The 24,255-nt window shown below is 66.7% G+C and carries 22 protein-coding genes; 11 read left to right on the top strand and 11 right to left on the bottom strand.

Translation table 11 applies throughout. From position 1 onward, the window contains the following. Positions 1-8 precede the first annotated feature (8 nt). On the bottom strand, positions 9-698 hold the full coding sequence (locus tag ACZYYX_RS25245; protein ID WP_463817473.1) for a methionine ABC transporter permease: 690 nt from the start codon (positions 696-698) through the stop codon (positions 9-11). After that, the gene (locus tag ACZYYX_RS25240; protein ID WP_463817472.1) at positions 695-1,690 is read right to left on the bottom strand and encodes a methionine ABC transporter ATP-binding protein; all 996 of its coding nucleotides are present in this window, start codon (positions 1,688-1,690) and stop codon (positions 695-697) included. The genes ACZYYX_RS25245 and ACZYYX_RS25240 overlap by 4 nt, the downstream gene beginning before the upstream one ends. Before the next feature lie 174 nt (positions 1,691-1,864). Here ACZYYX_RS25240 and ACZYYX_RS25235 point away from each other — a divergent pair, with 174 nt between their 5' ends. Together ACZYYX_RS25235 and ACZYYX_RS25230 are read left to right on the top strand one after the other, a co-directional pair. Further along, positions 1,865-2,935, top strand: coding sequence for an LLM class flavin-dependent oxidoreductase (locus ACZYYX_RS25235; RefSeq protein ID WP_463817769.1), 1,071 nt, complete (start codon positions 1,865-1,867; stop codon positions 2,933-2,935). Positions 2,936-2,945: 10 nt separating this feature from the next. Further along, positions 2,946-3,551, top strand: coding sequence for a GNAT family N-acetyltransferase (locus ACZYYX_RS25230; RefSeq protein ID WP_463817470.1), 606 nt, complete (start codon positions 2,946-2,948; stop codon positions 3,549-3,551). On the opposite strand, the gene ACZYYX_RS25225 is transcribed toward ACZYYX_RS25230, so the two are convergent. Continuing rightward, on the bottom strand, positions 3,548-4,159 hold the full coding sequence (locus tag ACZYYX_RS25225; RefSeq protein ID WP_463817469.1) for a type II toxin-antitoxin system PemK/MazF family toxin: 612 nt from the start codon (positions 4,157-4,159) through the stop codon (positions 3,548-3,550). The genes ACZYYX_RS25230 and ACZYYX_RS25225 overlap by 4 nt on opposite strands. A 69-nt stretch (positions 4,160-4,228) precedes the next feature. On the opposite strand from ACZYYX_RS25225, the gene lepA reads away from it, so the two are divergent. The 7 genes from lepA to ACZYYX_RS25190 all read left to right on the top strand — a co-directional run bounded on the left by lepA (position 4,229) and on the right by ACZYYX_RS25190 (position 11,884). Continuing rightward, complete coding sequence (lepA, locus tag ACZYYX_RS25220) at positions 4,229-6,115, top strand: translation elongation factor 4 (protein ID WP_463817768.1); 1,887 nt, start codon at positions 4,229-4,231, stop codon at positions 6,113-6,115. Between the two features lie 7 nt (positions 6,116-6,122). Next, positions 6,123-6,761, top strand: a complete 639-nt coding sequence (locus ACZYYX_RS25215) for a sensor domain-containing protein (protein ID WP_463817468.1) — start codon at positions 6,123-6,125, stop codon at positions 6,759-6,761. Positions 6,762-6,861: 100 nt separating this feature from the next. Then, positions 6,862-7,854, top strand: a complete 993-nt coding sequence (locus ACZYYX_RS25210) for an isopenicillin N synthase family dioxygenase (protein ID WP_463817467.1) — start codon at positions 6,862-6,864, stop codon at positions 7,852-7,854. Positions 7,855-7,919: 65 nt separating this feature from the next. Next, complete coding sequence (locus tag ACZYYX_RS25205; protein ID WP_463817466.1) at positions 7,920-8,873, top strand: LysR substrate-binding domain-containing protein; 954 nt, start codon at positions 7,920-7,922, stop codon at positions 8,871-8,873. Between the two features lie 42 nt (positions 8,874-8,915). Continuing rightward, a complete protein-coding gene (locus ACZYYX_RS25200; protein WP_463817465.1) occupies positions 8,916-10,145 on the top strand; it encodes an acyl-CoA dehydrogenase family protein in 1,230 nt (409 codons plus the stop codon). A 29-nt stretch (positions 10,146-10,174) separates the two neighbouring features. Beyond that, positions 10,175-11,224, top strand: coding sequence for a hypothetical protein (locus ACZYYX_RS25195; RefSeq protein ID WP_463817464.1), 1,050 nt, complete (start codon positions 10,175-10,177; stop codon positions 11,222-11,224). An 18-nt stretch (positions 11,225-11,242) separates the two neighbouring features. Then, complete coding sequence (locus tag ACZYYX_RS25190; protein ID WP_463817463.1) at positions 11,243-11,884, top strand: GPR1/FUN34/YaaH family transporter; 642 nt, start codon at positions 11,243-11,245, stop codon at positions 11,882-11,884. Positions 11,885-12,174: 290 nt separating this feature from the next. Here the strand turns inward: ACZYYX_RS25190 and ACZYYX_RS25185 are convergent, their stop codons facing one another. The 4 genes from ACZYYX_RS25185 to ACZYYX_RS25170 are packed head-to-tail and all read right to left on the bottom strand — an operon-like array spanning position 12,175 to position 16,676. Further along, complete coding sequence (locus ACZYYX_RS25185) at positions 12,175-13,485, bottom strand: NtaA/DmoA family FMN-dependent monooxygenase (RefSeq protein ID WP_463817462.1); 1,311 nt, start codon at positions 13,483-13,485, stop codon at positions 12,175-12,177. A gap of 1 nt (position 13,486) precedes the next feature. Then, the gene (locus ACZYYX_RS25180; RefSeq protein WP_463817461.1) at positions 13,487-14,806 is read right to left on the bottom strand and encodes an LLM class flavin-dependent oxidoreductase; all 1,320 of its coding nucleotides are present in this window, start codon (positions 14,804-14,806) and stop codon (positions 13,487-13,489) included. Next, positions 14,803-15,141, bottom strand: a complete 339-nt coding sequence (locus ACZYYX_RS25175) for a hypothetical protein (RefSeq protein WP_463817460.1) — start codon at positions 15,139-15,141, stop codon at positions 14,803-14,805. The genes ACZYYX_RS25180 and ACZYYX_RS25175 overlap by 4 nt, the downstream gene beginning before the upstream one ends. Continuing rightward, a complete protein-coding gene (locus ACZYYX_RS25170; RefSeq protein ID WP_463817459.1) occupies positions 15,138-16,676 on the bottom strand; it encodes a sodium:solute symporter family protein in 1,539 nt (512 codons plus the stop codon). Before ACZYYX_RS25170 ends, ACZYYX_RS25175 begins: the two co-directional genes overlap by 4 nt. Before the next feature lie 254 nt (positions 16,677-16,930). Between ACZYYX_RS25170 and ACZYYX_RS25165 the strand changes: the two genes are divergently transcribed. Then, positions 16,931-17,221: a WhiB family transcriptional regulator gene (locus tag ACZYYX_RS25165; protein WP_463817457.1), complete on the top strand. Its 291-nt coding sequence runs from the start codon at positions 16,931-16,933 to the stop codon at positions 17,219-17,221. Continuing rightward, a complete protein-coding gene (locus ACZYYX_RS25160) occupies positions 17,218-18,549 on the top strand; it encodes a glutamine synthetase family protein (protein WP_463817456.1) in 1,332 nt (443 codons plus the stop codon). The genes ACZYYX_RS25165 and ACZYYX_RS25160 overlap by 4 nt, the downstream gene beginning before the upstream one ends. A 3-nt stretch (positions 18,550-18,552) precedes the next feature. On the opposite strand, the gene ACZYYX_RS25155 is transcribed toward ACZYYX_RS25160, so the two are convergent. The 4 genes from ACZYYX_RS25155 to ACZYYX_RS25140 are packed head-to-tail and all read right to left on the bottom strand — an operon-like array spanning position 18,553 to position 24,252. Beyond that, a complete protein-coding gene (locus ACZYYX_RS25155; RefSeq protein WP_463817767.1) occupies positions 18,553-21,240 on the bottom strand; it encodes a fumarate reductase/succinate dehydrogenase flavoprotein subunit in 2,688 nt (895 codons plus the stop codon). Further along, positions 21,237-21,971, bottom strand: coding sequence for an ABC transporter ATP-binding protein (locus ACZYYX_RS25150; RefSeq protein WP_463817454.1), 735 nt, complete (start codon positions 21,969-21,971; stop codon positions 21,237-21,239). The genes ACZYYX_RS25155 and ACZYYX_RS25150 overlap by 4 nt, the downstream gene beginning before the upstream one ends. 5 nt (positions 21,972-21,976) lie before the next feature. Further along, positions 21,977-22,834, bottom strand: a complete 858-nt coding sequence (locus ACZYYX_RS25145) for an ABC transporter permease (RefSeq protein ID WP_463817451.1) — start codon at positions 22,832-22,834, stop codon at positions 21,977-21,979. After that, positions 22,831-24,252, bottom strand: a complete 1,422-nt coding sequence (locus ACZYYX_RS25140; protein WP_463817450.1) for an ABC transporter substrate-binding protein — start codon at positions 24,250-24,252, stop codon at positions 22,831-22,833. The genes ACZYYX_RS25145 and ACZYYX_RS25140 overlap by 4 nt, the downstream gene beginning before the upstream one ends. Positions 24,253-24,255: the final 3 nt, after the last annotated feature.

Genomic DNA, 24,255 nt, shown 5'->3' with positions numbered 1-24,255 from the left:
GGGTCCTTTCAGCGGGTGAGGGCTTTGACGACGCGGTCGCCGACGAACTGGACGACGGCGATGGTGATGATCAGGGAGACGGCGGTGGCGATCATGATGTTGTCGTCGAATCGGTTGTAGCCGTAGGTGATCGCCAGGTTGCCGATGCCTCCCGCGCCGATCGACCCGGCGATGGCGGAGTAGTCGATCATCGCGATGGTGTTGACGGTGAGCGCCCCGGCCAGGGCCGGCAGCGCCTCCGACAACTGGACGGTGCGGATCACCTGCAGCGTCGATCCTCCCGAGACCTGACCCATGTCGGTGACATCGGAGCGCACGTCGCGTAGCGCGTTCTGTACCAGGCGCGCGAAGAACGGCACCCCGGCGGTCGTCATCGGCACGATCGCCGCGGGGATGCCGATCGTGGTCCCGACCAGGAAGCGCGTCACCGGAATGATGGCCGCCATCAGGATCAGGAACGGCAGGGAGCGGCCGATGTTGACGATGGTGTTGAGAACCGTGAAGACCCGAGGATCGGGGTGCAAGCCGAGGTCGGAGGTGTTGTGCAGGATCACGCCGACCGGGATACCGATCAGCACGACGAGGGCCATCGTGATACCTACCATCACCCAGGTCTCCCCGTAGGCGGGGAGCAGCAGTTCGGGCACCTTGTGCCACGGTGTGCTGAAGTCTTCCTGGGCGAACAGCGTGGTGGTCACGCCGCGGCCTCGGTGGCGGCCGCGGCTCGCACGTGCAAGCCGCGCTCCCTCAGGTACCGCGCGAAACCCGCTGGGGCCGTGGGGGACAGCGCGAGGACGGCGCGGCCCACCGCGATACCGCGGATGGCCTCGACGCTGGCGCTGAGGACGCTGACCCTCGCCCCGGACAGGCCGGGCGCGTCGTGGATCGTCGTCAGCCAGTCCAGCGGCACTTCGCGTGATGCGTAGGAGATCTCCCAGACGTCTGCATCGGCCGGCACGGCCACGCTCGGTCGGTCGGGGAGGAGCTCATGGGCCAGCAGCGATTCGGGATTCAGGATGATGTCCTCGACGGACCCGCTCTCGATGATGCGACCGTCGGCGATCCTGGCAACGGAGTCCGCGATCTCTCGGACGACCTCCATCTCGTGGGTGATCAGGATGATGGACAGGCCGAACTCGTCGCGAAGATGACTCAGCAGAGCCAGAATCGACTTGGTGGTGGCCGGATCGAGGCCCGAGGTGGCTTCGTCGGAGAGCACCAGCGACGGTCCGAGCGCGAGAGCGCGCGCGATACCGACCCGCTGCTTCTGTCCGCCGGAGAGCTGCGCGGGGTATGACGCGCTGCGGTCGGCCAACCCGACCCTGTCGAGGAGCTCGCCGACACGCCGGGCAATCGACTCGTCGGTGGCTCCCAGATAGTGAAGTGGCAGCGCGACGTTCTGGGCGACGGTGCGGCGTCGCAGAAGTGGTGCGGACTGGAAGATCACGCCGATCCTGCGGCGGGCCTCCACCAGCTGGTCGGCCGACAGGGTGGTGAAGTCCTTGCCGTCGACGCGAACGGTGCCGCTGGTGGGGCGTTCCAGGAAGCTGATGCACCGCGACAGCGTGCTCTTGCCGGCGCCGCTGGGCCCGACGACGGCAAGGATCTCCCCGTCGCCGACTGACAGGTTCACGCCGTCGAGCACGGTGCGGTCTGCGAACCTCTTCGTCAGGTTCTCGATCTCGATCACGAACGAAAGCTACGGATATCGCCAGCTGGTCCACAGCCTATGGCTCAATATGATCCGAAGTGGCGCAGCAGGATTGAAGATCGAGGTTTCCGATCACGGTGGGTGAAACTCTGGTCAGTGACGTTGAATTCGGGTGAGGCTGGTGTGATGGCCGGCCCGACGTTGCACTAGTACCTGCCCACGCACGGCGACACCGCCACGATCGCCGACAATCAGGCCGCCGACGGGTCGCGGGTGCCGTCGTATCTGGAGCCGTCGCTGGAGAATCTCACGGTTCTGGCCCGCACGGCCGAGGATCTCGGCTTCGAGGCCGCGCTGACCCCGACCGGATCCCATTGTGAGGACTCGTGGTTGGCCACCGCGGCGCTGGCCCAGCACACTCGTGCGCTGAAGTTCCTCGTCGCCTTCCGGCCCGGGGTGCTCTCCCCGACACTGGCGGCGCAGCAGGTCAGCACGTATCAGCGATTCACCGGAAACCGGTTGGCGCTCAACGTCGTCACCGGTGGTGACGACGCGGAGATGCGCCGCTTCGGCGACGACGTCGACAAAGCGGCCCGCTACCGCCGCACCGGCGAGTTCCTGACCATCGTGGCTGGCATCCTCGCCGGCGGCGACTTCTCGTTCGACGGCGAGTTCTACACCGTGGAGCACGCCAGGATCGCGTACCCGGTCACCACTCGGCCGACCGTCTACTTCGGCGGCTCGTCGCCAGAGGCAATCGCGGTGGCCGCCCGGCACGCCGACGTGTACCTCACGTGGGGTGAGACACCGGAGCAGGTGGCCGAGAAGTTCGCACGCGTGCGCGCCGCGGCTGCCGAGTACGGCCGCACCCTGCGATACGGGGTCCGGTTGCACACCGTGGCCCGACCGACTGCCGCGCAGGCGTGGGGGCGGGCCGAGGAGCTGCTGTCGGACCTGACCCCGGACCAGGTGGCGAGGGCCCACGCCCGCTACTCGGCGAGCGTGTCCGAAGGGCAGCGGCGGATGGCGGCTCTGACCGACGGTGTGTTGCGCGACGCCCGCAGCCTGGAGATCGAGCCCGGCCTGTGGGCCGGACCGGGCCTGGTGCGCGACGGCGCCGGCACCGCAGCCGTAGGCAGCTACGCCGATGTCGCGGCGGTCCTCGACCGATACATCGAGGCCGGGGCGCAGGAATTCATCCTGTCGGGCTACCCGCAGATCGACGAGATCCGCCACGTCGGCAAGGGCGTCGTACCGCTTCTGCGGATCGGCGCCGCGGCGTAGGGTTTCCCCGGTGAGCATCGAGGTCAGCGCGGCTCGCCGGCCGGATGTGAAGTCTTTGTCGCGCGTGCTCGGGCGGGCGTTCCTCGACGACCCGGTGATGCAGTGGATGATGCCCGATGACAGGCGTCGCGCCGCTGCGCTGCCCCGCGTCTTCGCGGCGATGACACGGCATCACTTCCTCGCCGGCGACGCCGTCGAGCTGGCGAGCCGGGGCGGCGAGCTCGGCGCTGCCGCACTGTGGGATCCGCCCGGCCGCTGGAAGACCACGACCCGCGAGGACCTGGCGATGATGCCGACCTTCCTGCTCGCGATGCGGGGTGAGGCCAAACGCGGCATGGATGTCTCGGAGCTGATGAAGCGCCATCACCCGGAGGAGCCGCACTGGTATCTCGCCGTCATCGGCAGCGACCCCGATGTGCGCGGTGCGGGCTTCGGCAACGCGCTGATGCGCTCGCGGCTGGACCGCTGCGACGCCGAGGGTGCCCCGGCGTACCTGGAGTCCACCAAGAAGTCGAACGTGCCGTACTACCTGCGGTTCGGTTTCGAGGTCACCGGAGAGCTCGCCGTGCCCGGCGGCGGCCCCACGATGTGGCAGATGTGGCGGGCGCCGCGCTAACTCCAGCTGTATTCGGCGCGCAGACGGGTCGCCACCACCTCGAACGTGGTGCGCTCGACAATCGCGCCCTCGCGCCGGATGCCCTCCTCGGGCACGTCGAGGACCCGGTCGAGCCGCACCCAGCTGGCCCGACCCTCGTAGTCCCACGGTCCGCTGCCGATACCCACCCAGTTCGGGTCGTCACGATGGTGGTCCTGGCTGGACAGCATCAACCCCAAAAGGACCTCCCGGTCCCTGCCGACCACCAGCACCGGACGGTCCTTGCCGCGGGTCGGATCGTCTTCGTAGACCACCCAGGTCCACACGATCTCGCCCGGGTCGGCGCGGCCGTCGAGGTCGGGGGCGTAGGCGACCCTGCGGGCGCGGTGCGCGGTTGGAACGAAGGTGTTGGACACCGGTCGCCCCGCAGGCAGCGCACGGGGCGGCGACGTCTGCGAGCCGGAGATCACCTCCATGCCGAGCCGCAGGCCCTGCTGGAGCCCGTACTGGATTCCCTGCTGGATCCCGCGCTGAAGCGAGTCCGACCGCTGGATATGCCGCACCAGCTTGGGGGCCTCGGAGAACACCAGCCTCTGGAACGTCTTGAAGGGCGAGGACGATGACGCCATAACAACCCACTGTAGGCGGTCCCCGCGGCGCTCGATTGTGTCGCGCGGGCGGGTGCTCGTTACTCTGGACTGGCCGTTTCCGGTACCCGTATCGCGCTCACCAGGAGAAATTCCATTAGCAGTTTCGCCGACAAGACCTTCACCGCGCCGGCGCAGATTCGGAACTTCTGCATCATCGCCCACATCGACCACGGCAAGTCGACGCTGGCCGACCGGATGCTGCAGCTCACCGGCGTCGTCTCCGACCGCGACATGCGGGCGCAGTACCTCGATCGCATGGACATCGAGCGGGAACGCGGCATCACGATCAAGGCACAGAACGTGCGCCTGCCCTGGAAGGTCGGTGACCAAGAGCACGTTCTGCACCTGATCGACACGCCGGGCCACGTCGACTTCACCTACGAGGTGTCCCGCGCGCTGGAGGCCTGCGAAGGCGCGGTCCTGCTCGTCGACGCCGCCCAGGGCATCGAGGCCCAGACGCTGGCAAACCTCTACCTGGCCCTGGATCGCGATCTGACGGTCATTCCCGTGCTGAACAAGATCGACCTGCCGGCGGCCGACCCGGAGCGCTACGCCAGCGAGCTCGCCCACATCATCGGCTGCGAGCCGTCCGACGTCCTGCGGGTGTCGGGCAAGACCGGCGTCGGCGTGACGGAGCTGCTCGACGAGGTCGTGCGCCAGGTCCCGGCCCCGACCGGTGACGCCGACGCGCCCGCCCGGGCAATGATCTTCGACTCGGTGTACGACACCTACCGCGGCGTCGTCACCTACGTCCGCGTCGTCGACGGCAAGATCGTCCCCCGTGAGCGCATCAAGATGATGTCCACCGGCACCGTCCACGAACTGCTCGAGGTCGGCATCGTCTCGCCCGAGCCGAAGGCGTCCGACGGTCTGGGTGTCGGCGAGGTGGGCTACCTGATCACCGGCGTCAAGGACGTCCGCCAGTCGAAGGTCGGTGACACCGTGACCACCGCGCGCAGCGGCGCCACCGATCCGCTGACCGGTTACCGCGAACCCCGGCCGATGGTGTACTCGGGGCTGTATCCGGTCGACGGTTCGGACTATCCGAATCTGCGCGAGGCGCTGGACAAGCTGCAGCTCAACGACGCGGCGCTGACGTACGAGCCCGAGACTTCGGTGGCGCTGGGGTTCGGGTTCCGCTGCGGCTTCCTCGGTCTGCTGCACATGGAGATCACCCGGGAGCGGCTGGAGCGCGAGTTCGACCTGGACCTGATCTCCACTTCGCCCAACGTGGTGTACCGCGTCGTCAAGGACGACGGCTCCGAGCTCGTCGTCACCAATCCGTCGGACTGGCCGGAGGGCAAGGTCCGCGAGGTGTACGAGCCGATCGTCAAGACGACGATCATCGCCCCCAGCGAGTTCGTCGGGACGATCATGGAGCTGTGCCAGTCCCGGCGCGGCGAGCTCGGCGGCATGGACTACCTGTCGCCGGAACGCGTGGAGTTGCGCTACACGATGCCGCTGGGCGAGATCATCTTCGACTTCTTCGACTCGCTGAAGTCCCGCACCCGCGGCTACGCGAGCCTGGACTACGAGGAGGCCGGCGAGCAGCAGGCCGACCTGGTCAAGGTCGACATACTGCTGCAGGGCGAGGCCGTCGACGCGTTCTCGGCGATCGTCCACAAGGACGGGGCCAGCGCGTACGGGAACAAGATGACCACCAAGCTCAAGGAGCTCATCCCGCGCCAGCAGTTCGAGGTGCCGGTTCAGGCAGCCATTGGCTCGAAAATCATTGCGCGCGAGAACATTCGGGCCATCCGCAAGGACGTCCTCTCAAAGTGCTACGGCGGTGACATCACCCGCAAGCGCAAGCTGCTGGAGAAGCAGAAGGAAGGCAAGAAGCGGATGAAGACCATCGGCCGGGTCGACGTTCCGCAGGAGGCGTTCGTCGCTGCGCTGTCCACCGACGCCTCGGCCGACAAGGCCAAGAAGTAGGCCCGACGTGCGACGCGGGCTCGTGGTGGCGCTGGCCGCCCTCGTGACCGGGTGCAGCGGAGGCGTCGCGGGTACCGCGGTGCCCGCCCCGTCGGGCGGGCTGGATTCCGTGCTGCTCGGCGATGTCGAACTCGATGAACTGTTGCACACCAGCGGGTTCCGCAGCGATCCCGATGGTAAGGAGTTCACCGACGAGCTGGCCAACGGCACCCGGCCGCCAGGGTGCGTGCAGACGGTGAACATCGCGGACCGCAACATGTACCGGGACGGCGCGCCGACGGCGGTCCTGACCAGGACGTCGGAATCGCCCGCCGGCTCGGTGCAGCAGAGCGTGGTGGTCGTCCGGTCGGCCAAGGACGCTGCGCGCATTCTCGACATGTCGAGACTGTCGTGGGACGTGTGCGTGGGTGTGCCGGTGACGACCGGCGGGCGCTCCCCGGTCACCTGGGAGCGTGAACCGGTCGAGGACAGCGACGGCATCGCCAGCCAGCGCACGACGCGGTCGGACCGCGTGGGGGAGCAGTGCCAGCATGCGATGGGAGCCGCGGTCGCGACAGTCGTCGAGGCGATGGTGTGCGGGCCGGGTGTCACCAACGAGGCGGCCACGGCGGTGGCCGAGATGGCCAGAAACGCCGACCGGACCTGACGTCGCGGCCAGCACACGAGTGTCCAGTGTTGCTTCACGACTGTCGCGGATCGATCGAAGTCGGTAGCGAGCCACCGACCATCACGTCGATGATGGCCTGGTGCTCCCGGTACTCGACCTGGCCTCCGCCGACTCGGATCCGACAGGCTTCCGAACCCAGCTGCGTGAGGCCGCCCATGACAGCGGCTTCTTCTACCTCACTGGACACGGCGTGGCTTCGGCACAGTTCGCGCGCGTGCTGGCGGCGGCTCGTGCCTTCTTCGCGTTGCCGATCGTTCAGAAGAACCAGATCAGCCAGCTTGAAAGCCCGCAATTCCGGGGCTATTCGCGGCTCGGCGGCGAACTGACGAACGGGCTCGTCGACTGGCGCGAGCAGATCGACATCGGTCCCGAGCGGCCCGTCCTCGAGGGCGCGCAAGGCTACTGGCGTCTGCAGGGCCCGAACCTGTGGCCGCAGCGACCGTCGGACTTCCGCCCTGCTTTCGAGCAGTGGAGCCGTGCGCTATCTGCCGTGGGGTTGAAATTGCTTCGGCACTGGGCGGTTTCGCTGGGCGCCGAGGAGGACGTCTTCGATCCCGCCTTCGCCACGGCACCGGCCACGTTGATCAAGGTCGTGCGGTATCCCGGGACGACGCAGACCCAGCAGGGAGTCGGAGCCCACAAGGATTCCGGGGTGCTGACGTTGTTGCTGGTAGAGCCGGATTCCGAAGGGTTGCAGGTGGAGACCTCGGACGGCACCTGGGTCGACGTGCCACCGGTCGCGGACGCTTTCATCGTGAACATCGGTGAGCTGCTCGAAGTCGCCAGCGGGGGCTACCTGCGCGCCACCCGGCATCGAGTGATCGCGCCGCGGCCGGGAACCGATCGGGTGTCGATTCCTTTCTTCCTCAACCCTGCCCTGGATGCGCTCGTGCCGATCATCGCGCTCCCACCCGAGCTGGCCGCCCTCTCGCGCGGCGTCGAGACGGACCCGGCGAATCCGATCTTCAACACGTATGGAGAGAACGCGTGGAAGTCGCGTACTCGCGCCCACCCCGACGTCGCGGAGCGCCACCACGGCATCCGCCCCGACGGCGTCGCATCGGCGTACTGAGGGCCGATTTCGTCGTCATGAGCGCAACTCTCGAACGGCGGCCGCGTCGACCATAGATTGGCGGGGTGTTCGACATCCGGCGGTTGGTGGTGCTGGCCGAAGTCGCGGGTCGCGGCTCCCTCAGCGCGGCGGCCGGGCATTTGAACTACACGACGTCTGGGGTGTCCCAACAGATCAGTGCGCTCGAGCGCGACGTCGGCGCGGTTCTGCTGGACCGCGGGCCCAACGGGGCGCGGTTGACCGCCGCCGGTCAACGCCTCCTCGACCACTCCGAGGCGATCCTGAAAGCGGTGGCCGAGGCGGAACGGGATCTCGAGATGCTGACCGTCGGGAGTGCCCGCCGGTTGAGGATCGCGTCGTTCGCCTCCGCGGCGGCAACGATCCTTCCGCCGGCCCTGGCGCAGCTTCGCAGTCAGCACCCCGACGTCGAGATCGAGCTCCTCTCAGCCGATCCCGAGGACGCCGTCACGCTACTCACCGCCGATGGAGCCGACGCCGCGATCATCACCTCAGTGCCCGGTGAACGTCCGGATGTCCCTGGCCTACACATCGTTCCCGTATACGACGACGAGTTCTTGGTCGTTCTGCCCGCGCGGCACCGCCTTGCCGGCCTCGCGGAAGTGCCGTTCTCCGCACTCGCCAACGACCAGTGGGTGATCAGCACGGCGACAGGGGACTGTCCCGATGTGCGCGTCTTTCAGAAGACCTGCCGGCACTCGGGATTCGTTCCCGCAGTGGCCTTCCGCGCCGATGATTACACGACAGTTCAGGGCATGGTCGCCGCCGACGTGGGCATCTCGCTGGTCCCGTCGCTGGCGGTCGGAAGTACGCGCGCCGACGTCATCGTCCGCAGGGTTGCTGGATACCGTCCCGCGCGTCGAATTTCCATTGCCACCAGTAGAACTCCCGAGGACGGCACAATATTGGCCACTCTGCTGTCGTTGACGCGATCCGTGGGGGCTCGGCTCTCCACGGACGGGGTCTACAGCGATTCTGCACGGCCGTTGACCGTCGCTTGATGCGGGTTTCGCGAATCGCATTGTCGCCATAGCGTATTCCGCATGACGACGATCACGAGACCACCGCTGCTGTCAACGGCTCACGAAGCGCTGCATGTCGCGACGGCAGTTGCGGCGAACATCGCAGACGGCGTCGTCGAGCGTGAAATCGACGGCGTCTGGCCGGAAGTAGCTCTGCAGGACGTCGCGAGGTCGGGCCTGCTCGGTATCTCGGTTCCAGACGACTTCGGCGGGCCCGACCTTCCGAGGGCGTCGGTGGTGGAGGTGCTGCGCATCCTCGCGGTTGCAGATTCTGCTGTCGCTCAACTGCTGCTGTCACACTATGTCGTGCTCGAAGCGATCCGAGGCCTCGGGCACTCCGAGCCGGCGCCCAGCATCTATCGTGATGTGCTCTCCGGCGCCCAGCTCGGTAACGCCACCGTCGAGCGCGGCACACGCACAAGCGTCGAACGGCGGACCACGGTGGCGCGTCGCGATGACGGATCGTGGCTTCTCAACGGAACGAAGTACTACGCGACCGGCACGCTCGGCGCTTCGTGGATCGCCGTCGCAGCGACGATTAGCGATACTGCGCCGGCACACGGGGCAACCGTGTTCGTCCGCCCCACCGACGCCGGCGTGACGTTGAACCTGGATCGGTGGAATGCCTTCGGACAGCGCGGAACGGCAAGTGGCGAGGTCATTTTCAGCGATGTCGTCGTCGACGGAACCTTCGTCGTGGACGAAGGTCCCGCCCCTGATCCGGTGACCGCGGAACCGTCGGTGCTCGGCGCCTTCGACCAGGCACTGCATGCCGCAATCGATATCGGCATCGCGCGGGCCGCCCTGCACGAGGGCGCGCACTTCGTCACCACCCGCAGCCGCCCCTGGTTCGAAGCCGGGGTCGAACGTGCCGACGAAGAGCCACACGTCGTACGTCGATTCGGTGAACTCACCGCCCGGCTCTACGCCCTCGAGGCTCTGCTCGCCCGCGGTTCAACCCTGGTCGACGATGCGCTCGCCGCGCCGGCGGTCACCCGTGACGGGGCAGCGGCGGCCTCACTGAGCGTGGCCGCCGCCAAGGCGCTGGCCCAGGAGTTCGCCGTGGAGATCGCCAGTGGCATCTTCGAACTCACAGGAGCCTCCGCCACCGATCGAGCGTTCGCGCTGGATCGGCATTGGCGCAACGTACGGGTGCATTCACTGCACGACCCGGCGCGATGGAAGTACGTCCACCTCGGCAACCACACACTGCGTGGCACCGTCCCGCCGCGGCTCGGCGTTCTGCTCTGACCCCCACCCGACCAACGAAGGACTTCCCGATGACCGGCTTCTACCTCACCGGCAGTATCAACGTGGCCACCGTCGACGACGCGTTCGCGTTGGTGGGTGCTCGACTTCAACCCGGCGTGACCCGAGTTCCCGATGGCGAACCCGGCGAGCGTGCCAATTGGGTTCTGACACAGGCGGATCACTTCCTGAACAACCCGACCCTCGACGTGGTCGACGGGCGTGCGCGTGTGCGCGCCGGTGTGGCGGTCGAGTTCGGGCCGGTCGACTACCACTCGATCGCCGCCGATTCGTATCGCCGGTTCGCCGCGGCGCGCCGGGATGGTGTGCTGGCCGAGAATTCCCGGTTCCTCGTGTCGATCCCGACCCCGTTCAACGCGGTGAACTCTTTCGCCGAGTGGGATTCGCAGGTGGCCATCGCCAACGCCTACGAACGCTCTCTGCGCGCGAGCGTGCAGCGCGTGCAGGAACTCGTCCCGCCGTCCGACCTCGCCATCCAGTGGGATCTGCCCACCGAACTGGCCACTATCGAAGGCTGGTTCGCCAACCCCTACGGTGACGTGGAGCCGATCTTCGAGGCGACGGCTCGGCTCGCCGCATGGGTCCACGATGACGCCGAGCTGGCGTTCCACTTCTGCTACGGCGACTCGAAGTTCGGCGCGTCGCCGTTCATGGGAGATCCGCCCGACGAGGAAGCTGCCGCACGCGGCGGCCGGCATGTCCTGCCTCGCGACGCCTCGGCCATCGTCACGCTCGCCAACGGGTTGTCTCGGCACGTGTCGCGCCGCATCGACGCGATCCAGGCCGCCACCGTGGCCTCCTGGAACAGGCGCGCTCACTGGCAGCCGCTGAGCGCCCTCGCGATCGAACCGCAGACCGAGTTCTACCTCGGGCTCCTGCACGCCGAAGACGGAGCTGCCGGCGCGCTCGAACGAGCTGCACTGGCCGCGGAGTTCCTCCCGCACTTCGGTATCGGTACCGAGTGCGGCCTGGGCCGTCACACACCGGAGCAGCTCACCGTCGTTCTCGATGCGTGGCAGAGCTACAGCGCCGCCCGTCAGCCCGCACTCGCCACCCGTTGACCTTCCTCAGGAGAGATCATGACCGACATCGTCGAATCACCCTCGTTGACAGCACTTTCCGTCGCTGATCGCACGGAGGACACCGTGGCGCCGCCGGACGGCAACCCTGGTCTGATCGGACTGCCGCTCATCATCGCCGGCGCGGTGGGGCTGGGATTCACCAACACCGGCATCGTGTCGACGGCAGCGGCACCCGTGCCTGTCCTACTGTCGGGGACGGCGGTGGGGTTGCTGATCACCACGATCTGGGCGGCCGCCCTGCGGCAGAACGTCACCGCGACGATCTACGGGACGTTCTTCGGCTTCTACGGGAGTTACTCGGTGTTGTCGCTGGGTCTGGCGCACAACTGGTTCGGCATCCCGGCCGCCGGCGTACAGGAGACGGTGTCCCTGTGGTTGGCGAGCTGGCTGCTGACCATCGGAATCCTCACGGTCCTGACGGTCCGACTTCCGTGGACCTTCCCGGTGCTGTTCGCCGTGGTCGATGTCGCATTGGCGCTTCTGCTGCTGGGTAACGTGACCGGAAGTGTGGCCGCCACCCGGCTCGGCGGATGGGCCGTGTTCGTGTTCGTCGCCTTCGTGATCTACTTCTGGGTGGCCGCGCTCTGGCAGGAAACCGGTGGACGTGCCCTGCCGCTGGGGCGACCCCTCAAGGCGTGACCGTTCGATCCCCTCGCTGCTTTTCCTCAGGCTGATCTGATTTGCTGATGCCACGAAAATCGTTACAGCAGAGATTGTTTGAGACCACAATGACGGCCGTCGGTCTATTCCACGCGCCGGTGACAAGCCGCTTTTCCTAGCCTGTGGACATGGAGGATCCAGCGACGCCGTGGGTCATCGCGGAATTGTCGGTCACGAGGATGTCCGAACGGTGGGCGTGGACGGTTCTTGCGTTGGGTGTGGCCTTCGTTGCCATAGGTGCAATCTTGATCTCCTGGACGTGAGGACGGCTAGTCGCTGAGTATGTTGTCGCGGAGCGTCTTTGCCGGGTAAGCGTGCCGATAACGGCCGCGCCGCTGCAGTTCAGGCACCACCATGTCGACGAACTCCTCGAAGCAGCCCGGCGTGTAGGTCGCAAGCACCATGAAGCCGTCAGCGCCACCGTCGTCCATGAAATGCTCGAGCTGATCGGCCACCGTGGCCGGCGAACCGATCACCTGCGGCATCGAGAATCGGAACGAGTATGTGTGTGCGGCTTCGGCGATCGTGACGCCGGCACCTGCGCCGCTCGCCACCAGAGCGTCCTTGACGCCCTGGATTCCCGGCACCGGAATGTCGTCCAACGGCGTCGACGGATCGTAGGTGGAGAAGTCGATGCCCAACTGTCCGGACAACATCGCTAGCGTCGCCTCCGGGTGTACCAGCGATTCCAGATACTCGGCCTTCGTGTGCGCCTCGGCGTCGGTGAGTGCCACGATCGGTTGCACGCCGTAGTAGAACCTGACCGACGCAGGGTCGCGTCCCGCCGCTGCGATACGCGCTCGCATATCGCGGGTGTAGTCACGCATCGTCTCGACCGTCGGATGGATCGCGAACACCGCCTCGGCGGTCGCCGCTGCGAACCGGCGCCCTTCGTCTGACGAACCCGCCTGCCACAGCACCGGCCGGCCCTGCGGCGAAGGCGCGACGAAATGCCGCCCGCGGCAGCGGAAGTATTTCCCGGTGAAGTCGATCTCGCGAATCTTGTCGGGATTGGCGTAGATTCCACTCGTCCGGTCGGCGACAACGGCACCATGCTCCCACGAGTCCCAGAGCGCACAACACAGGTCGACGTACTCAGCGATCCGCTCGTAGCGGGTCGACCGCTCGGGCATCTGCTCGCCGTAAGCTGCGAACTCCGATGGGGAGTAAGACCCTACGATGTTCCACGCGACCCGGCCACCCGATAGGTGGTCCAGCGTCGAGAGCCGGCGCGCCATCGAGTACGGGTGCTCGAAGGCGGTCGACAGCGTGACACCGACCCCGAGATGCTCGGTGGCGCCGGTGATCACGGTCGTCAAGGCACCCGGCTCGTGGGTCGGCGCCTGCACCGCATAGCGCACCGTTGCATCGGAGCTGCCGGCAAACGAGTTGTACGGGGCCAGCTCGTCGGCAAGGAAGATCGCGTCGAACAGCCCTCGCTCCAGAGTTCGGGCCATGTGCTGCCAGTACTTCGGGGACGCGTAATCGTAGCCGACTTTGTCGAGGGGATGGCGCCACATTCCCACCGAATGGCTGCTGACGCCGTGCTGCAGAAATGCCAGAAAGTGGGCCTTGCGCAACTCAGTACTCTTGCAGGCTCTCGCGCAGCGTCGTTCCGGGATAGCGGGTCCGGAAGCGGCCACGGCGCTGCAGTTCCGGCACCAGCAGCTCGGTCATGTCTGTGAAACAGCCTGGCGTGTCAGTCGCGAGCATCATAAACCCGTTGCAGCCGCCCTCGTCGACGTACTGCTCCATCTGGTCGGCGACATCTGACGGGGTCCCCACCGCGACCGGCGCACCCATCGACACGCCGTAGATCTGCGCTGCCTCGCGCACGGTCACCGGCGCCCCGTCCTTGGCCTCGAGAATCGCATCGAACAGGCCTCGGATGCCCTGCACGTCGGCGTCGACGACGTTGTCGTCCAAGCCGAGAGTGGAGAAGTCGAATCCTGTGTGGCCGGACAGAATTCCCAGTGCGCTTTCGATCTGCACCTTTTCGACGAACTCCGCGTAGCGGTCGTTGGCCCGCGACTTGTCGCGGTCGATGATCGTCTGCAGACCGTAGATGAGTTTCACCGAATCCGGATCGCGGCCGTGATTGTCGGCGCGGGTTCGGATGTCGTCCGCGTAGGCCCGCATGCTCTTGGGTGTCGGGAAGATGCCGAACACGGATTCGGCGTGCTTCGAGGCGAATTCGCGCCCCTGCTCGGAGGACCCGGCCTGCCACAGCACGGGCCGCCGCTGCGGTGACGGAGCGACGAAGTGGCGACCTTTGGACTGGAAGAACTCGCCCCGGAAGTCGACCTCGCGGACTTTCGAAGGGTCGGCGAAGATCCCGTTCTCGCGGTCGTACACGATCGCGTCGTCGTCCCACGAATCCCAGAGCTGGTAGAGCAGCTGCATGTACTCCTCGACCACCTCATATCGCTTGTCCCGTGGCGTCAGGTTCTCTTTGCCCATCGCCTGGAACTCGCTCTTGGAGTACGACGTCACGATGTTCCAACCGACCCTGCCGCCGGTGAGGTGATCCAGCGTGGACAGGTGACGGGCCATCATGTACGGCGGCACAAAGGACGTTGACAACGTGATGCCGATCCCGAGGTGTTTGGTGAACGCCCCGATGATCGGCACCAGTGTCGCAGGCTCATGCACCGGACACTGCCCGGCGTATTTGACGACGGGATCGGAATTTCCCTTGTAGGTGGTGTAGGGGGCCAGCTCGTCGGCGATGAACATCGCGTCGAACAGTCCGCGTTCCATCGTGCGGCCGAGGTCACGCCAGAATTCGGGCCGCGACCAGTGGTAGCCCACCTTGTCCCGGGGGTGCGCCCACATCGTCGACGCGTGGTTCATCACCCCGTGCTGGACGAAGCCCAGCAGGTGCATTTTCTTCGTGCTCATGAACTCTCGTTCTGTGTCCGGCGTTCCACAAGGAACGCGGTGATGACGGCGACGGCTGCGCCGACGGCGAGCAGGGGCGGCAAGTACCAGAAAACGCTGTTGACTCCGAGCAGCACGATCACCAGCGTCGAGGCCAGCACTGCGCCGACGGCTTTCCAGGTGAAGCCGCCTTCAGGTAGCGCGTCCCCGGAATCGAGCGGGAGTCCGGCGCGGTCGCCGACGGCGGCGTCGGAGAGCACCTCGCGACGCACCCGTCCGAACGCCTGCACGCCGAGAGTGATGTAGACAGCGGCGACGACGACACCGATCGCGACGGCGATCCAGAACGCGATCATCGGACCGGATCCGGGTCGCCGCTGGTGATCTCGCGCTCGGGCACGATCGCTCCGCCGAAGTCGACCGCGTGGTCGGATTCGATCAGCGCCGAATTCCGGCGGGTCAGGGAAGCGAAGTCGAACGTCTGACGTTGCGCCAGGCTGATTCCCACGGCAGCCACCAGGGAGATCGCCTCCAACGTAATGATTCCCTGCAACTCACCGACGAATTCGCGGACCGGGTAGCCGACGGCCACTGCCAAGACGAGGCTGGACACGAAGGCCTGCGCCGTCATTCGCCGCCAGAAGATCGCCAGTGCCAATGGAATTATGAGCGCCGCCTTGATGAAGTAGACGGTATTGACGAGTTCAACATAGTCGATGCCCGAGCTGACGACGACGCCGCCGATGACGCCGGCGATCAGAATCGAGCTCTTGGTCCATCGGAACAGGGTCTTCGGTGCGATGTCCGGCTTGGCCCGCTTGAGGATGTCCACGGCCACCACGGAGGACAGAGCCGAGAATGCGCCGTCGATCGAGGAGTAGCACGCGTTGAGGATGATCAGCACATACAGGGCGATCAGCACGATCGGCAGCCCGAGGTGGCTGATCACGTACGGTCCGACGCCGCCGGGGCCGGCCGCGCCGAGATCTTCGAGGCTGACGCCGTAGCCCAGACCGACCAGGCCGAGCAGGCCGAGCACGATCGGAATCGGGTAGAACCACAAGCCGGCCCACACGAAGGTGCGTCCCAACGTCGCCGGCTTGAGCGCCCAGGCCTTCTGCCAGAACGTCTGGTCGGCCATCGTCGAGGCGAGCAGGCCCAGCGACAGCGAGATGCCGAAGCCCGCGGCCGCGGCACCGTCGAACGCGTTCAAGGTGTTCGGGCCCGCCTGGTCGACCTTCTGGAACACGAGGCTCGGCCCGCCCACCTTGGCCAGCACGTACAGCACCACGATGGCCGCCGGCACCGTGATCAGCAGCGTGTTGAACGTGGCGGTGATCGCCGAGGTCCACAACCCGCCGAAGTAGGAGTAGATCGTGACGGTGGCAAGGGTGACGATCAAGACGACGGTCGGGTTGATGCCGAACACCACACCCATCACGAGGACCACACCGAACAGGTTGATGAAGATCTCGGCGAGCAGACCCAGCAGCATCGCCACCAACGCGATCGTGGTCGCGGGCTTGTTCTGGAATCGCTCGCGAATGAACTCGACGATCGTGTACCCGGCGGGCATCTGACGGCGCAGCCTGATCGCGAACGGCACCATCAACATCACCGCCAGACCGTTGGGCACGACGAACCAGATGAGACCTGACGTCCCGAAGGTGAAGGCCTGTGCCGAGGACATCATCACCGCCATCGACCACGTCCACACAGCGATGACGGAGCCCACACCGAAGCCGAAACCGATTCTGCGGTCAGCGATCACGAAATCGTGAGTGTTCTTCACCATTGACTTCACCACATAGGCGACGAAGAACATGAATGCGCCCAAGCCCAGCATCAGGGCAAAGCCGATGCCAGGCGACAGATTCGATGGGTGGAACACAGGACCTCCTGTGGTGCGCGCTCGCTGTGACCGCGTGCTGACGGGAAAGCGCGGCAGGAGACTGCGCCGCGAGGGCCGGAAGAGACTGTGACAGGCCCAGTGATTCGCTGTGAGCATTTGAATCACGGCGAATCAAACCACGGTGTCTGGTTACGACCTCCCGGGCGAGCTGCCACCGAGCGCGCAGGTGTGCGTTATCACTCACGTCGAGCAGATATCTGGGGGGCCACGGCGAGGTCGGAGACGATGCCACGGTGACTGCTGCACTGCCCATCGAGCCGCCGGACGAATTCTGGAGTTGGCAACTGCACGGGCGCTGCCTGGAGTTCCCGTCCGAATTGTTCTTTCCCGAGAGCGATCATCGGTCGATCCGGCGGCGCCATGAGGAAGAAGCCAAACGGATCTGCCGCACTTGCCCGGTGCTGTCCCGCTGCCGTGAGCACGCAATGAGCGTTCCGGAACGGTACGGGGTGTGGGGTGCAACCACACCCCGAGAGCGCGGCGTCGCCCCGACGCGGCGTACGGCCGGAAGGAGTTCGCGATGACGCAGATCGCCGGGCCGAGCGTGGCCGTCGACGACGTGCGGCGCGGCATCGTTGACGGCACGTTGACCGAGATCGAGGTCGCCTGGAGTGATTCTTTCGGGCACTCCGCAGGCAAGCGGATACCGGCTCGACAGTTCCTCGACCGCGCCACCGGTACCGGCTTCGCCTTCTGCGAAGCTGCGCTCGCCTGGAACACCGACGGCACGGTCATCGATTCGCTGGCGCTGACCAACTGGGCCGGCGGCTACCCGGACGTCTACGCCGTTCCCGACCTCAGCACCTTCACCCGCCTCCCGTGGCGCCCCGGCGTGGGGCACGTGATCTCCGACATCGTCACCCACCACCGCACGCCGTCGCTGCTCGATCCGCGCGGCGTGCTCAAACGTGTGCTGGCGCGACTGGCGAACCTCGGCTACACGGCCAAGATCGGTGTCGAGTTCGAGTTCTACCTGCTCGAGACCGACGGCACACCGATCATCGACGCCATCCAGGCGTACTCGCTCGAGAACGCCAACGGGCTCGACCCCCTGATTGCCGACCTCTACGAGACCCTGAGCGCCTTCACGCGATTGGAGGGCATCCAGACCGAATACGGACCAGGTCAGGTCGAGACCAATCTCGTCTACACCGACGCGCTGGCCGCCGCTGACGACAGTGCCCGTCTCAAGTACGCCGCCAAAGAGGTCGCGCGCCGGCACGGCAAGCTCGCGAGCTTCATGCCCAAACCGTTCTCCGAACATTCCGGCTCGTCTGCGCACCTGCACATCTCGCTCTGGGAGGGCGACCGCCCGGTCTTCGCGGCGGTCAACGGCGCCGAGAGCCAGATCGCCCGTTACGCGATCGCCGGCTTGTACGAGCATCTCCCGTCGATCACGCTGTTCGGCGCTCACTCGGTGAACGCCTACCGCCGTTTCGCACCGGACACGTTCGCTCCCGACACGGTGAACTGGAGCCGGGACAACCGCAGCGCGGCGATACGTTCGCTCGTGGACGACGCGCCTGAGGCGTCGCGGATCGAGTTGCGTTCCGGCGCGGCGGATTCCAACCCGTACTGGCTTGTCGCGTCAGCCCTGGCAGCCGTCGTCGCAGGATTGGAGGCCCGTCGGGAGCCACCCGAACCCGCCGCGGGAAACCTGTACGGCAAGGGTGTGCCCCTGCCCGATTCGCTGGGCACCGCGGTGGCGCTCGCCATCCAGGACGACACCATTCTCGACATCCTCGGTGAACAGTCCGTGCTGGACTTCGCGGTACTCGCACGCAGCGAATGGGACGCCTATCTCGGGCACGTCAGCGACTGGGAGCGCACGCGCTATCTCACCCGCTCGTGATGGTCAGTGTGCGGACTCCAGAGCTCGGCGGGCATAAGCCCGGACATCGGCATCGCCGTCATCGAGGGCACCGGTCAGTGCCGCGCGCGCGGCCTCTTCCGACGGCGCCCACCGGGTGAGGCTGAGCACCGCGGCCTTGCGGACGTCGAGGTGCGGGTCGGTCAGCGCACGTGAGAGCGGCGGCACGGCGGCCGACGGTGATGGTGCGCCGGCCAGCGCCCGCGCCGCCCCCTGACGGATCTGCCAGGCGGAGGAGCCCAACGCCTGCTCGACGGTCGCTCCGTCACCCTCGTGCCAGCCGATGTCGCCGATCGCGGCCAGCGCCGCAGCGCGGACCAGTGGGTCGGGATCGTCGAGCAGCAGCCGGACCGTCGGCGCGCCTGCCCGCAGTGTGCCCAGACCACCGGCCACCGCGATGCGCACCTCCCGGTTGGGATCGGTGTGTGCGGCAGCCACGCCGTCCGCGTCGTCGACCGACACCAACGCGCGGACGGCCTCGATGCGGACCCGATGATCGGGGTCTGTGACCAGGCGGCGATACGTCTCGACGTCACCGACGCGGCGCGAACTCAACACGTAGATCGCGGCGCCTCGAACCCCCGCGTCGGCCGAATCGACGACATGGGCAACCGATTCCGGGCTCGGCAACACCTCGACCAGTTCGCGTAACCCGTCTGCAGCGACCCTGCGGACCCCGGCGTCGTCATCGGACAGGGCGCCGACGAGCGGTTCGGCGTACCCATCGCACAGGTGCTCGGTCAGGACGTCGACGGCTGTGCGCCGCACTCCGGGGTCATCGTCGGTCAAGAACTGCGCGAGATCGTCGACGGACGGCTCGTCGAGCGCGAGGACCGCGGCGATCCGTGGCGAGGGTGGCGGCCCGGCAGAGTCGATCACCCGCGACAGTTCTGACGCGGGTGCCCGTCCGCCGACCAGCGCCGGCTCGGTGATCACGACCGGTTCGTCTGTGTCGCTGGGAATCTCGTCGAGCCCGGGGACGGGCACGAAGTAGGGCGCGACGGGGCGCTTGAGGAATTCGATCTCACCGCCGGGCGTCTTGCGCAGATTGAGGTGGTAGCGCCACGCCTCGTCGTCGCGGTCCGGCAGGTCGCTGCGGTCGTGGTAGAGACCCCACCGGGATTCGGTGCGGGTGAGCGACGACCGGGCGGCCATCTCGGCGCAGTCGCGGATGAAGGACACCTCCACAGCCCGCATCAGCTCGTGCGGTGTGGTGGCACCGATGCCGGCGACCTCGGCGCGCATCCGCTCGAACGTCTCCACCGCCAATGACAGCTTGGCTGCCGTCTTCGGCGGCGCCACGTAGTCGTTGACGAACCGTCGCAGCTTGTACTCGACCTGCGGCTGGGGCGGGCCGTCGGGCTGACGGAGCGGCCGGTAGATCAGCTCGTGCGCGGCCGTGATCTGATCTGCCGGCAGCTTCTGCGGCGCAGCCAGTTCCGTGGCGGTGGACGCAGCGTCGGCACCCGCGAGCTCACCGTAGACGAAAGCCCCGATCATGTAGTTGTGCGGGACGCACGCGAGGTCGCCGGCCGCGTACAGGCCAGGCACCGTGGTGCGAGCGTTCTCGTCCACCCAGACTCCGGACGCGGAATGGCCACTGCACAAGCCGATCTCGGAGATGTGCATCTCGATGTCGTGGGTGCGGTAGTCGTGACCGCGGTTGGCGTGGAAGGTGCCGCGGGTGGGGCGCTCGGTCGAATGCAGGATGCCTTCCAGCGTCGACAGCGTCTCGTCGGGCAGGTGGCTGACCTTCAGATAGATCGGACCGCGCGCGGATTCGATCTCGCTCTTGACCTCGGCCATCATCTGACCCGACCAGTAGTCGGAGTCGACGAAGCGCTCTCCGAGAGCGTTGACCTGGTATCCGCCGAACGGGTTCGCCACGTAGGCGCAGGCCGGACCGTTGTAGTCCTTGATCAACGGATTGATCTGGAAGCACTCGATTCCCGACAGTTCGGCGCCCGCATGCAGAGCCATCGCGTAACCGTCACCGGCGTTGGTCGGGTTTTCGTAGGTGCCGTACAGGTAACCCGACGCGGGCAGCCCCAGCCGTCCGCACGCTCCTGTCGCGAGGATCACGGATTTGGCTCCCACGACCACGAATTCGCCGGTGCGGCTGTTGAGTGCGGCCGCACCGACCGCGCGGCCCGCCGACGTGAGTACCCGCACCGGGACCAACCGGTTCTCGATGCGGATCTTCTCCCGCATCGTGCGCTGCCGCAGCACGCGATAGAGGGCCTTCTTGACGTCCTTGCCTTCGGGCATCGGCAGTACGTAGGAGCCCGAGCGGTGCACGCGGCGCACGGCGTACTCACCGTGTTCGTCCTTTTCGAACTTCACCCCGTAACGTTCGAGGCGCTGGACCATAGCGAAACCGCGGGTGGCGGTCTGATAGATGGTGCGCTGGTTGACGATTCCGTCGTTGGCCCGGGTGATCTCGGCGACGTAGTCCTCCGGGGTGGCCTTGCCGGGGATCACGGCATTGTTGACGCCGTCCATGCCCATGGCCAGCGCGCCCGAATGCCTCACGTGGGCCTTCTCCAGCAGCAGAACGTTCGCGCCGTGTTCGGCGGCGGTGAGCGCGGCCATCGTGCCGGCTGTCCCGCCCCCGATGACCAGGACGTCACAGTCGAGCCGAATCGCGTCGTCGAGCGAGGGAATCTGCATCAGGACACCAACTCCGAATTCTCGAGTGCGGCAATGACCTCGGCGCGCAGCGCAGTGCGCGGCACCGAGGGATCGCGAGGATTGGGAACGTCGAGCAGCGCGCGCAGCGGTTGACCGGCGCGGCCTAGTACGGCGACGCGGTCGCCCAGCAGCAGTGCTTCGTCGACGTCGTGAGTGACGAACACGATCGTGGTCGGATGCGCGCACCAGGTGTCGATGAGCAGTCGCTGCATCGTGGCGCGGGTCTGGGTGTCGAGCGCGCCGAACGGTTCGTCCATCATGACCGCGCGGGGCGCGCCGGCCAGCCCGCGGGCCAACTGGACACGCTGCCTCATGCCACCGGACAGGCGCTTGGGCAGGTAGTCCTCGAAACCGGCGAGGCCGACGTCGGAGATCCACCTCAGCGCTTCCTCACGACGGAACCGTCGGGGTCGGCCTGCCAGGGCGAGCGCGAGTTCGACGTTGGATTGCACGGTGCGCCACGGCAACAGCGCGTTGTCCTGGAACACCATGGACCGGTCGCGCGAGGTCGTGACGATGGGATCCCCGTCGCCCAGCACAACCCCCGCATCCGGAGCAAGGAGGCCGGCCAGAGCGCGCAGAACCGTCGATTTGCCGCACCCCGACGGGCCGGTCAACACCAAGATCTCACCCGGCGCGACAGTCAGGTCCAGTCCGTCGACCACGGGGGCGCCGCCATAGCTGAGGGTGACGTCGCGAAGCGTGAGACTCATCCCGGTCACCGGTCGTTCTCCTCGCCCCGGGGGAGCCACCGTGTCACGCGTCGCCCGACCAGTTCCACCCCGGCCGAGGTGGCGAATCCGAGCACGCCGATGGTGATGATGCCGACGAACACGTCCGGATAGGCGAGCACGGTGTAGGCCTGCCAGGTCCGGTACCCGACCCCCAATCTGCCGGAGATCATCTCCGCGGAGATGACGCAGATCCACGCGACTCCGATTCCGACGGACAATCCGCCGAACACACCGGGCAGAATGCCGGGCAGAACGACCCGGACGAGGACATCTCGACGGGTTCCGCCCAGCGTGCGCACGGAGTCTTCCCACAGGGTCGGCAGGGCTCGGACAGCGTGGCGGGTGCTCACCATGATCGGGAAGTAGGCAGCGAGGAACGTGATGAACACGATCCCGGCCTCGTCGGTGGGGAACAACAGGATCGCGACGGGAACGATCGCGATCGCGGGGATCGGCCGGGCCAGTTCGGTCAACGGCCCGAGGACGTCGGCCGACCTCGGCGATCGACCGAGCAGGATGCCGGTGATCACGCCGGCGATCGCGGCCAACCCGAAGCCGGTCAGGATGCGGATCAGCGACTGGCCGAGATCGAGCCAGTAATCGGGCGTGCCCAGTCGCGCGGCGAACGCGTGGACGATCTCGGTGACGGTCGGCAGAGTGTCGAACCGCAGCCACAACCGCACGTCGTTGGCGGTCAGCAGCTGCCACAGCCCGATCGCGGCGGCGACCGACGCGACACGCACCAGCGCCGACGGCCAACTGCGGCGGCGTGCCGGTGGGGGTGGCAGCGCCACTGTCGCCGGCTGTTCCGCGGCGCCGAGCACCGCCGGGACCGTCGTCATACTGCACCCGCCAAGGCCTGCTGGTAGTCGACGACGACCGCGCCGGGGTGCGTAGCGGTGTAGCGGCTTGCTCCCGCCGCCGTGTCGAACGGTAGGTGGCGAGTGCCATCGCGGACCCAGACGGACTTGTCGGCAAACCAGCGGGTGCCGAACTCGGAATCGGGCACGTAGGCAGCGCGGACGGTGTCACCTCTGGCGGCGGCATCGCGGACGGCGCGCAGCAGGCAGTCGGGGTTCGCCGCCGCTTGCGTGGTGTCCTTGCCATCGATCCACACTTCTCCCGCGAGCGCCGCATCGGTGACCTCGAGGCCGCACACGGGATCACGGCCGCGCAGCACCGAGGGGTTCGCGGTCTTGTCGAGGGTCGCTTCGTAGTCCTGGCCTCGGTCGGCGTACGCCTTCTTCAGCGGATCGGCATTCACGAAACCGGGCACGTCGAGCGGCGCGAACTCACCGATCGATTGCAGGTACGGCACGTCACCCTGAAGAGCCTGTACGAGAGAGGGTTTCAGGGTGGCGTCGAAGCTGGTGCCGCCGGGGCCGTTGTACAGATAGACGACTTCCGGCGGAAGTCCACTGTTCTCGGCGACGAGGTTGGCCGACTCGAGAGGGTGTTGGTTGAGGTAGTCGGTCGCATCCAACTGCGCCTGGAGGAACGCATCGAGCACCTCGGGGTGGCCACTCGCGTAATCACGGCGTACGACGACCCCGTGGAAGGTCGGGTACTTTCCCTCAGCGCCGTCGTAGAGCAACGTCGCCTTACCCTGGAACGCGAGCAGACCGGGCCATGCCACGAATTGTGAAAGTGCGTTCACCTGACCGGATTCCAGCGCGGACGCGCCGACCTGCGGCTGCTGGTTGAGCACCTCGACCCCGTTCTTGGGGTCGATGCCGGAATTATCGAGTGCACGCACGAGTGTGCCGTGCCCGGCTGAACCGACACTGGCTGAGACTTTCTGGCCCTTCAGGTCGGCGATGGTGCGGGCCGGCGAACCGGGCGGAACGACCACCATGTTCAACGATCCCGTCGGGCTGTAGCCGGTGACCGACACCAACTCCGTGCGTGCCCGCTCGTTGGCTTGGGTCTTGGACCCGTTGATCAGTAGCGGATAGTCACCCATGGAGCCGATGTCGATCTTCTCTGCGACCATCTGGGCGGTGATCGGCGCACCGGTGTCGTAGTCCTGCCATTCGACCTGATAGGTCGTGCCCGAGGACTTTCCGAGGTCGGAGAGTCGCTTCTCCAGAAAACCTTTGGCGCGCAGCAGTGTTCCGGCCGTCACGGTGTTGATGGTCTTGGACTGATATCCCACGACGACGCGGATGGTGTCGGCCGACGATGATTGACCGCCGAGTGAGCATGCGGCCAGCGAAGCGGTGGTGACGGCGGTGAGCAGCAGAGAGAGTGGGCGTTTCATCGA

The sequence above is a fragment of the Mycobacterium sp. IDUB_1 genome (assembly GCF_055419625.1).
The sequence above is the reverse complement of the archived record's forward strand: the minus strand, read 5'-3'. Positions and strand labels throughout refer to the sequence as shown.

What these genes read in the sequence shown, in the direction of transcription:
- ACZYYX_RS25225 (WP_463817469.1), bottom strand. Translation starts at nt 4,159, where the DNA reads ATGGCGTCATCGTCCTCGCCCTTCAAGACGTTCCAGAGGCTGGTGTTC.
- ACZYYX_RS25200 (WP_463817465.1), top strand. Translation starts at nt 8,916, where the DNA reads ATGACGACGATCACGAGACCACCGCTGCTGTCAACGGCTCACGAAGCG.
- ACZYYX_RS25195 (WP_463817464.1), top strand. Translation starts at nt 10,175, where the DNA reads ATGACCGGCTTCTACCTCACCGGCAGTATCAACGTGGCCACCGTCGAC.
- ACZYYX_RS25190 (WP_463817463.1), top strand. Translation starts at nt 11,243, where the DNA reads ATGACCGACATCGTCGAATCACCCTCGTTGACAGCACTTTCCGTCGCT.
- ACZYYX_RS25180 (WP_463817461.1), bottom strand. Translation starts at nt 14,806, where the DNA reads ATGAGCACGAAGAAAATGCACCTGCTGGGCTTCGTCCAGCACGGGGTG.
- ACZYYX_RS25175 (WP_463817460.1), bottom strand. Translation starts at nt 15,141, where the DNA reads ATGATCGCGTTCTGGATCGCCGTCGCGATCGGTGTCGTCGTCGCCGCT.
- ACZYYX_RS25160 (WP_463817456.1), top strand. Translation starts at nt 17,218, where the DNA reads ATGACGCAGATCGCCGGGCCGAGCGTGGCCGTCGACGACGTGCGGCGC.
- ACZYYX_RS25150 (WP_463817454.1), bottom strand. Translation starts at nt 21,971, where the DNA reads ATGAGTCTCACGCTTCGCGACGTCACCCTCAGCTATGGCGGCGCCCCC.
- ACZYYX_RS25145 (WP_463817451.1), bottom strand. Translation starts at nt 22,834, where the DNA reads ATGACGACGGTCCCGGCGGTGCTCGGCGCCGCGGAACAGCCGGCGACA.
- ACZYYX_RS25140 (WP_463817450.1), bottom strand. Translation starts at nt 24,252, where the DNA reads ATGAAACGCCCACTCTCTCTGCTGCTCACCGCCGTCACCACCGCTTCG.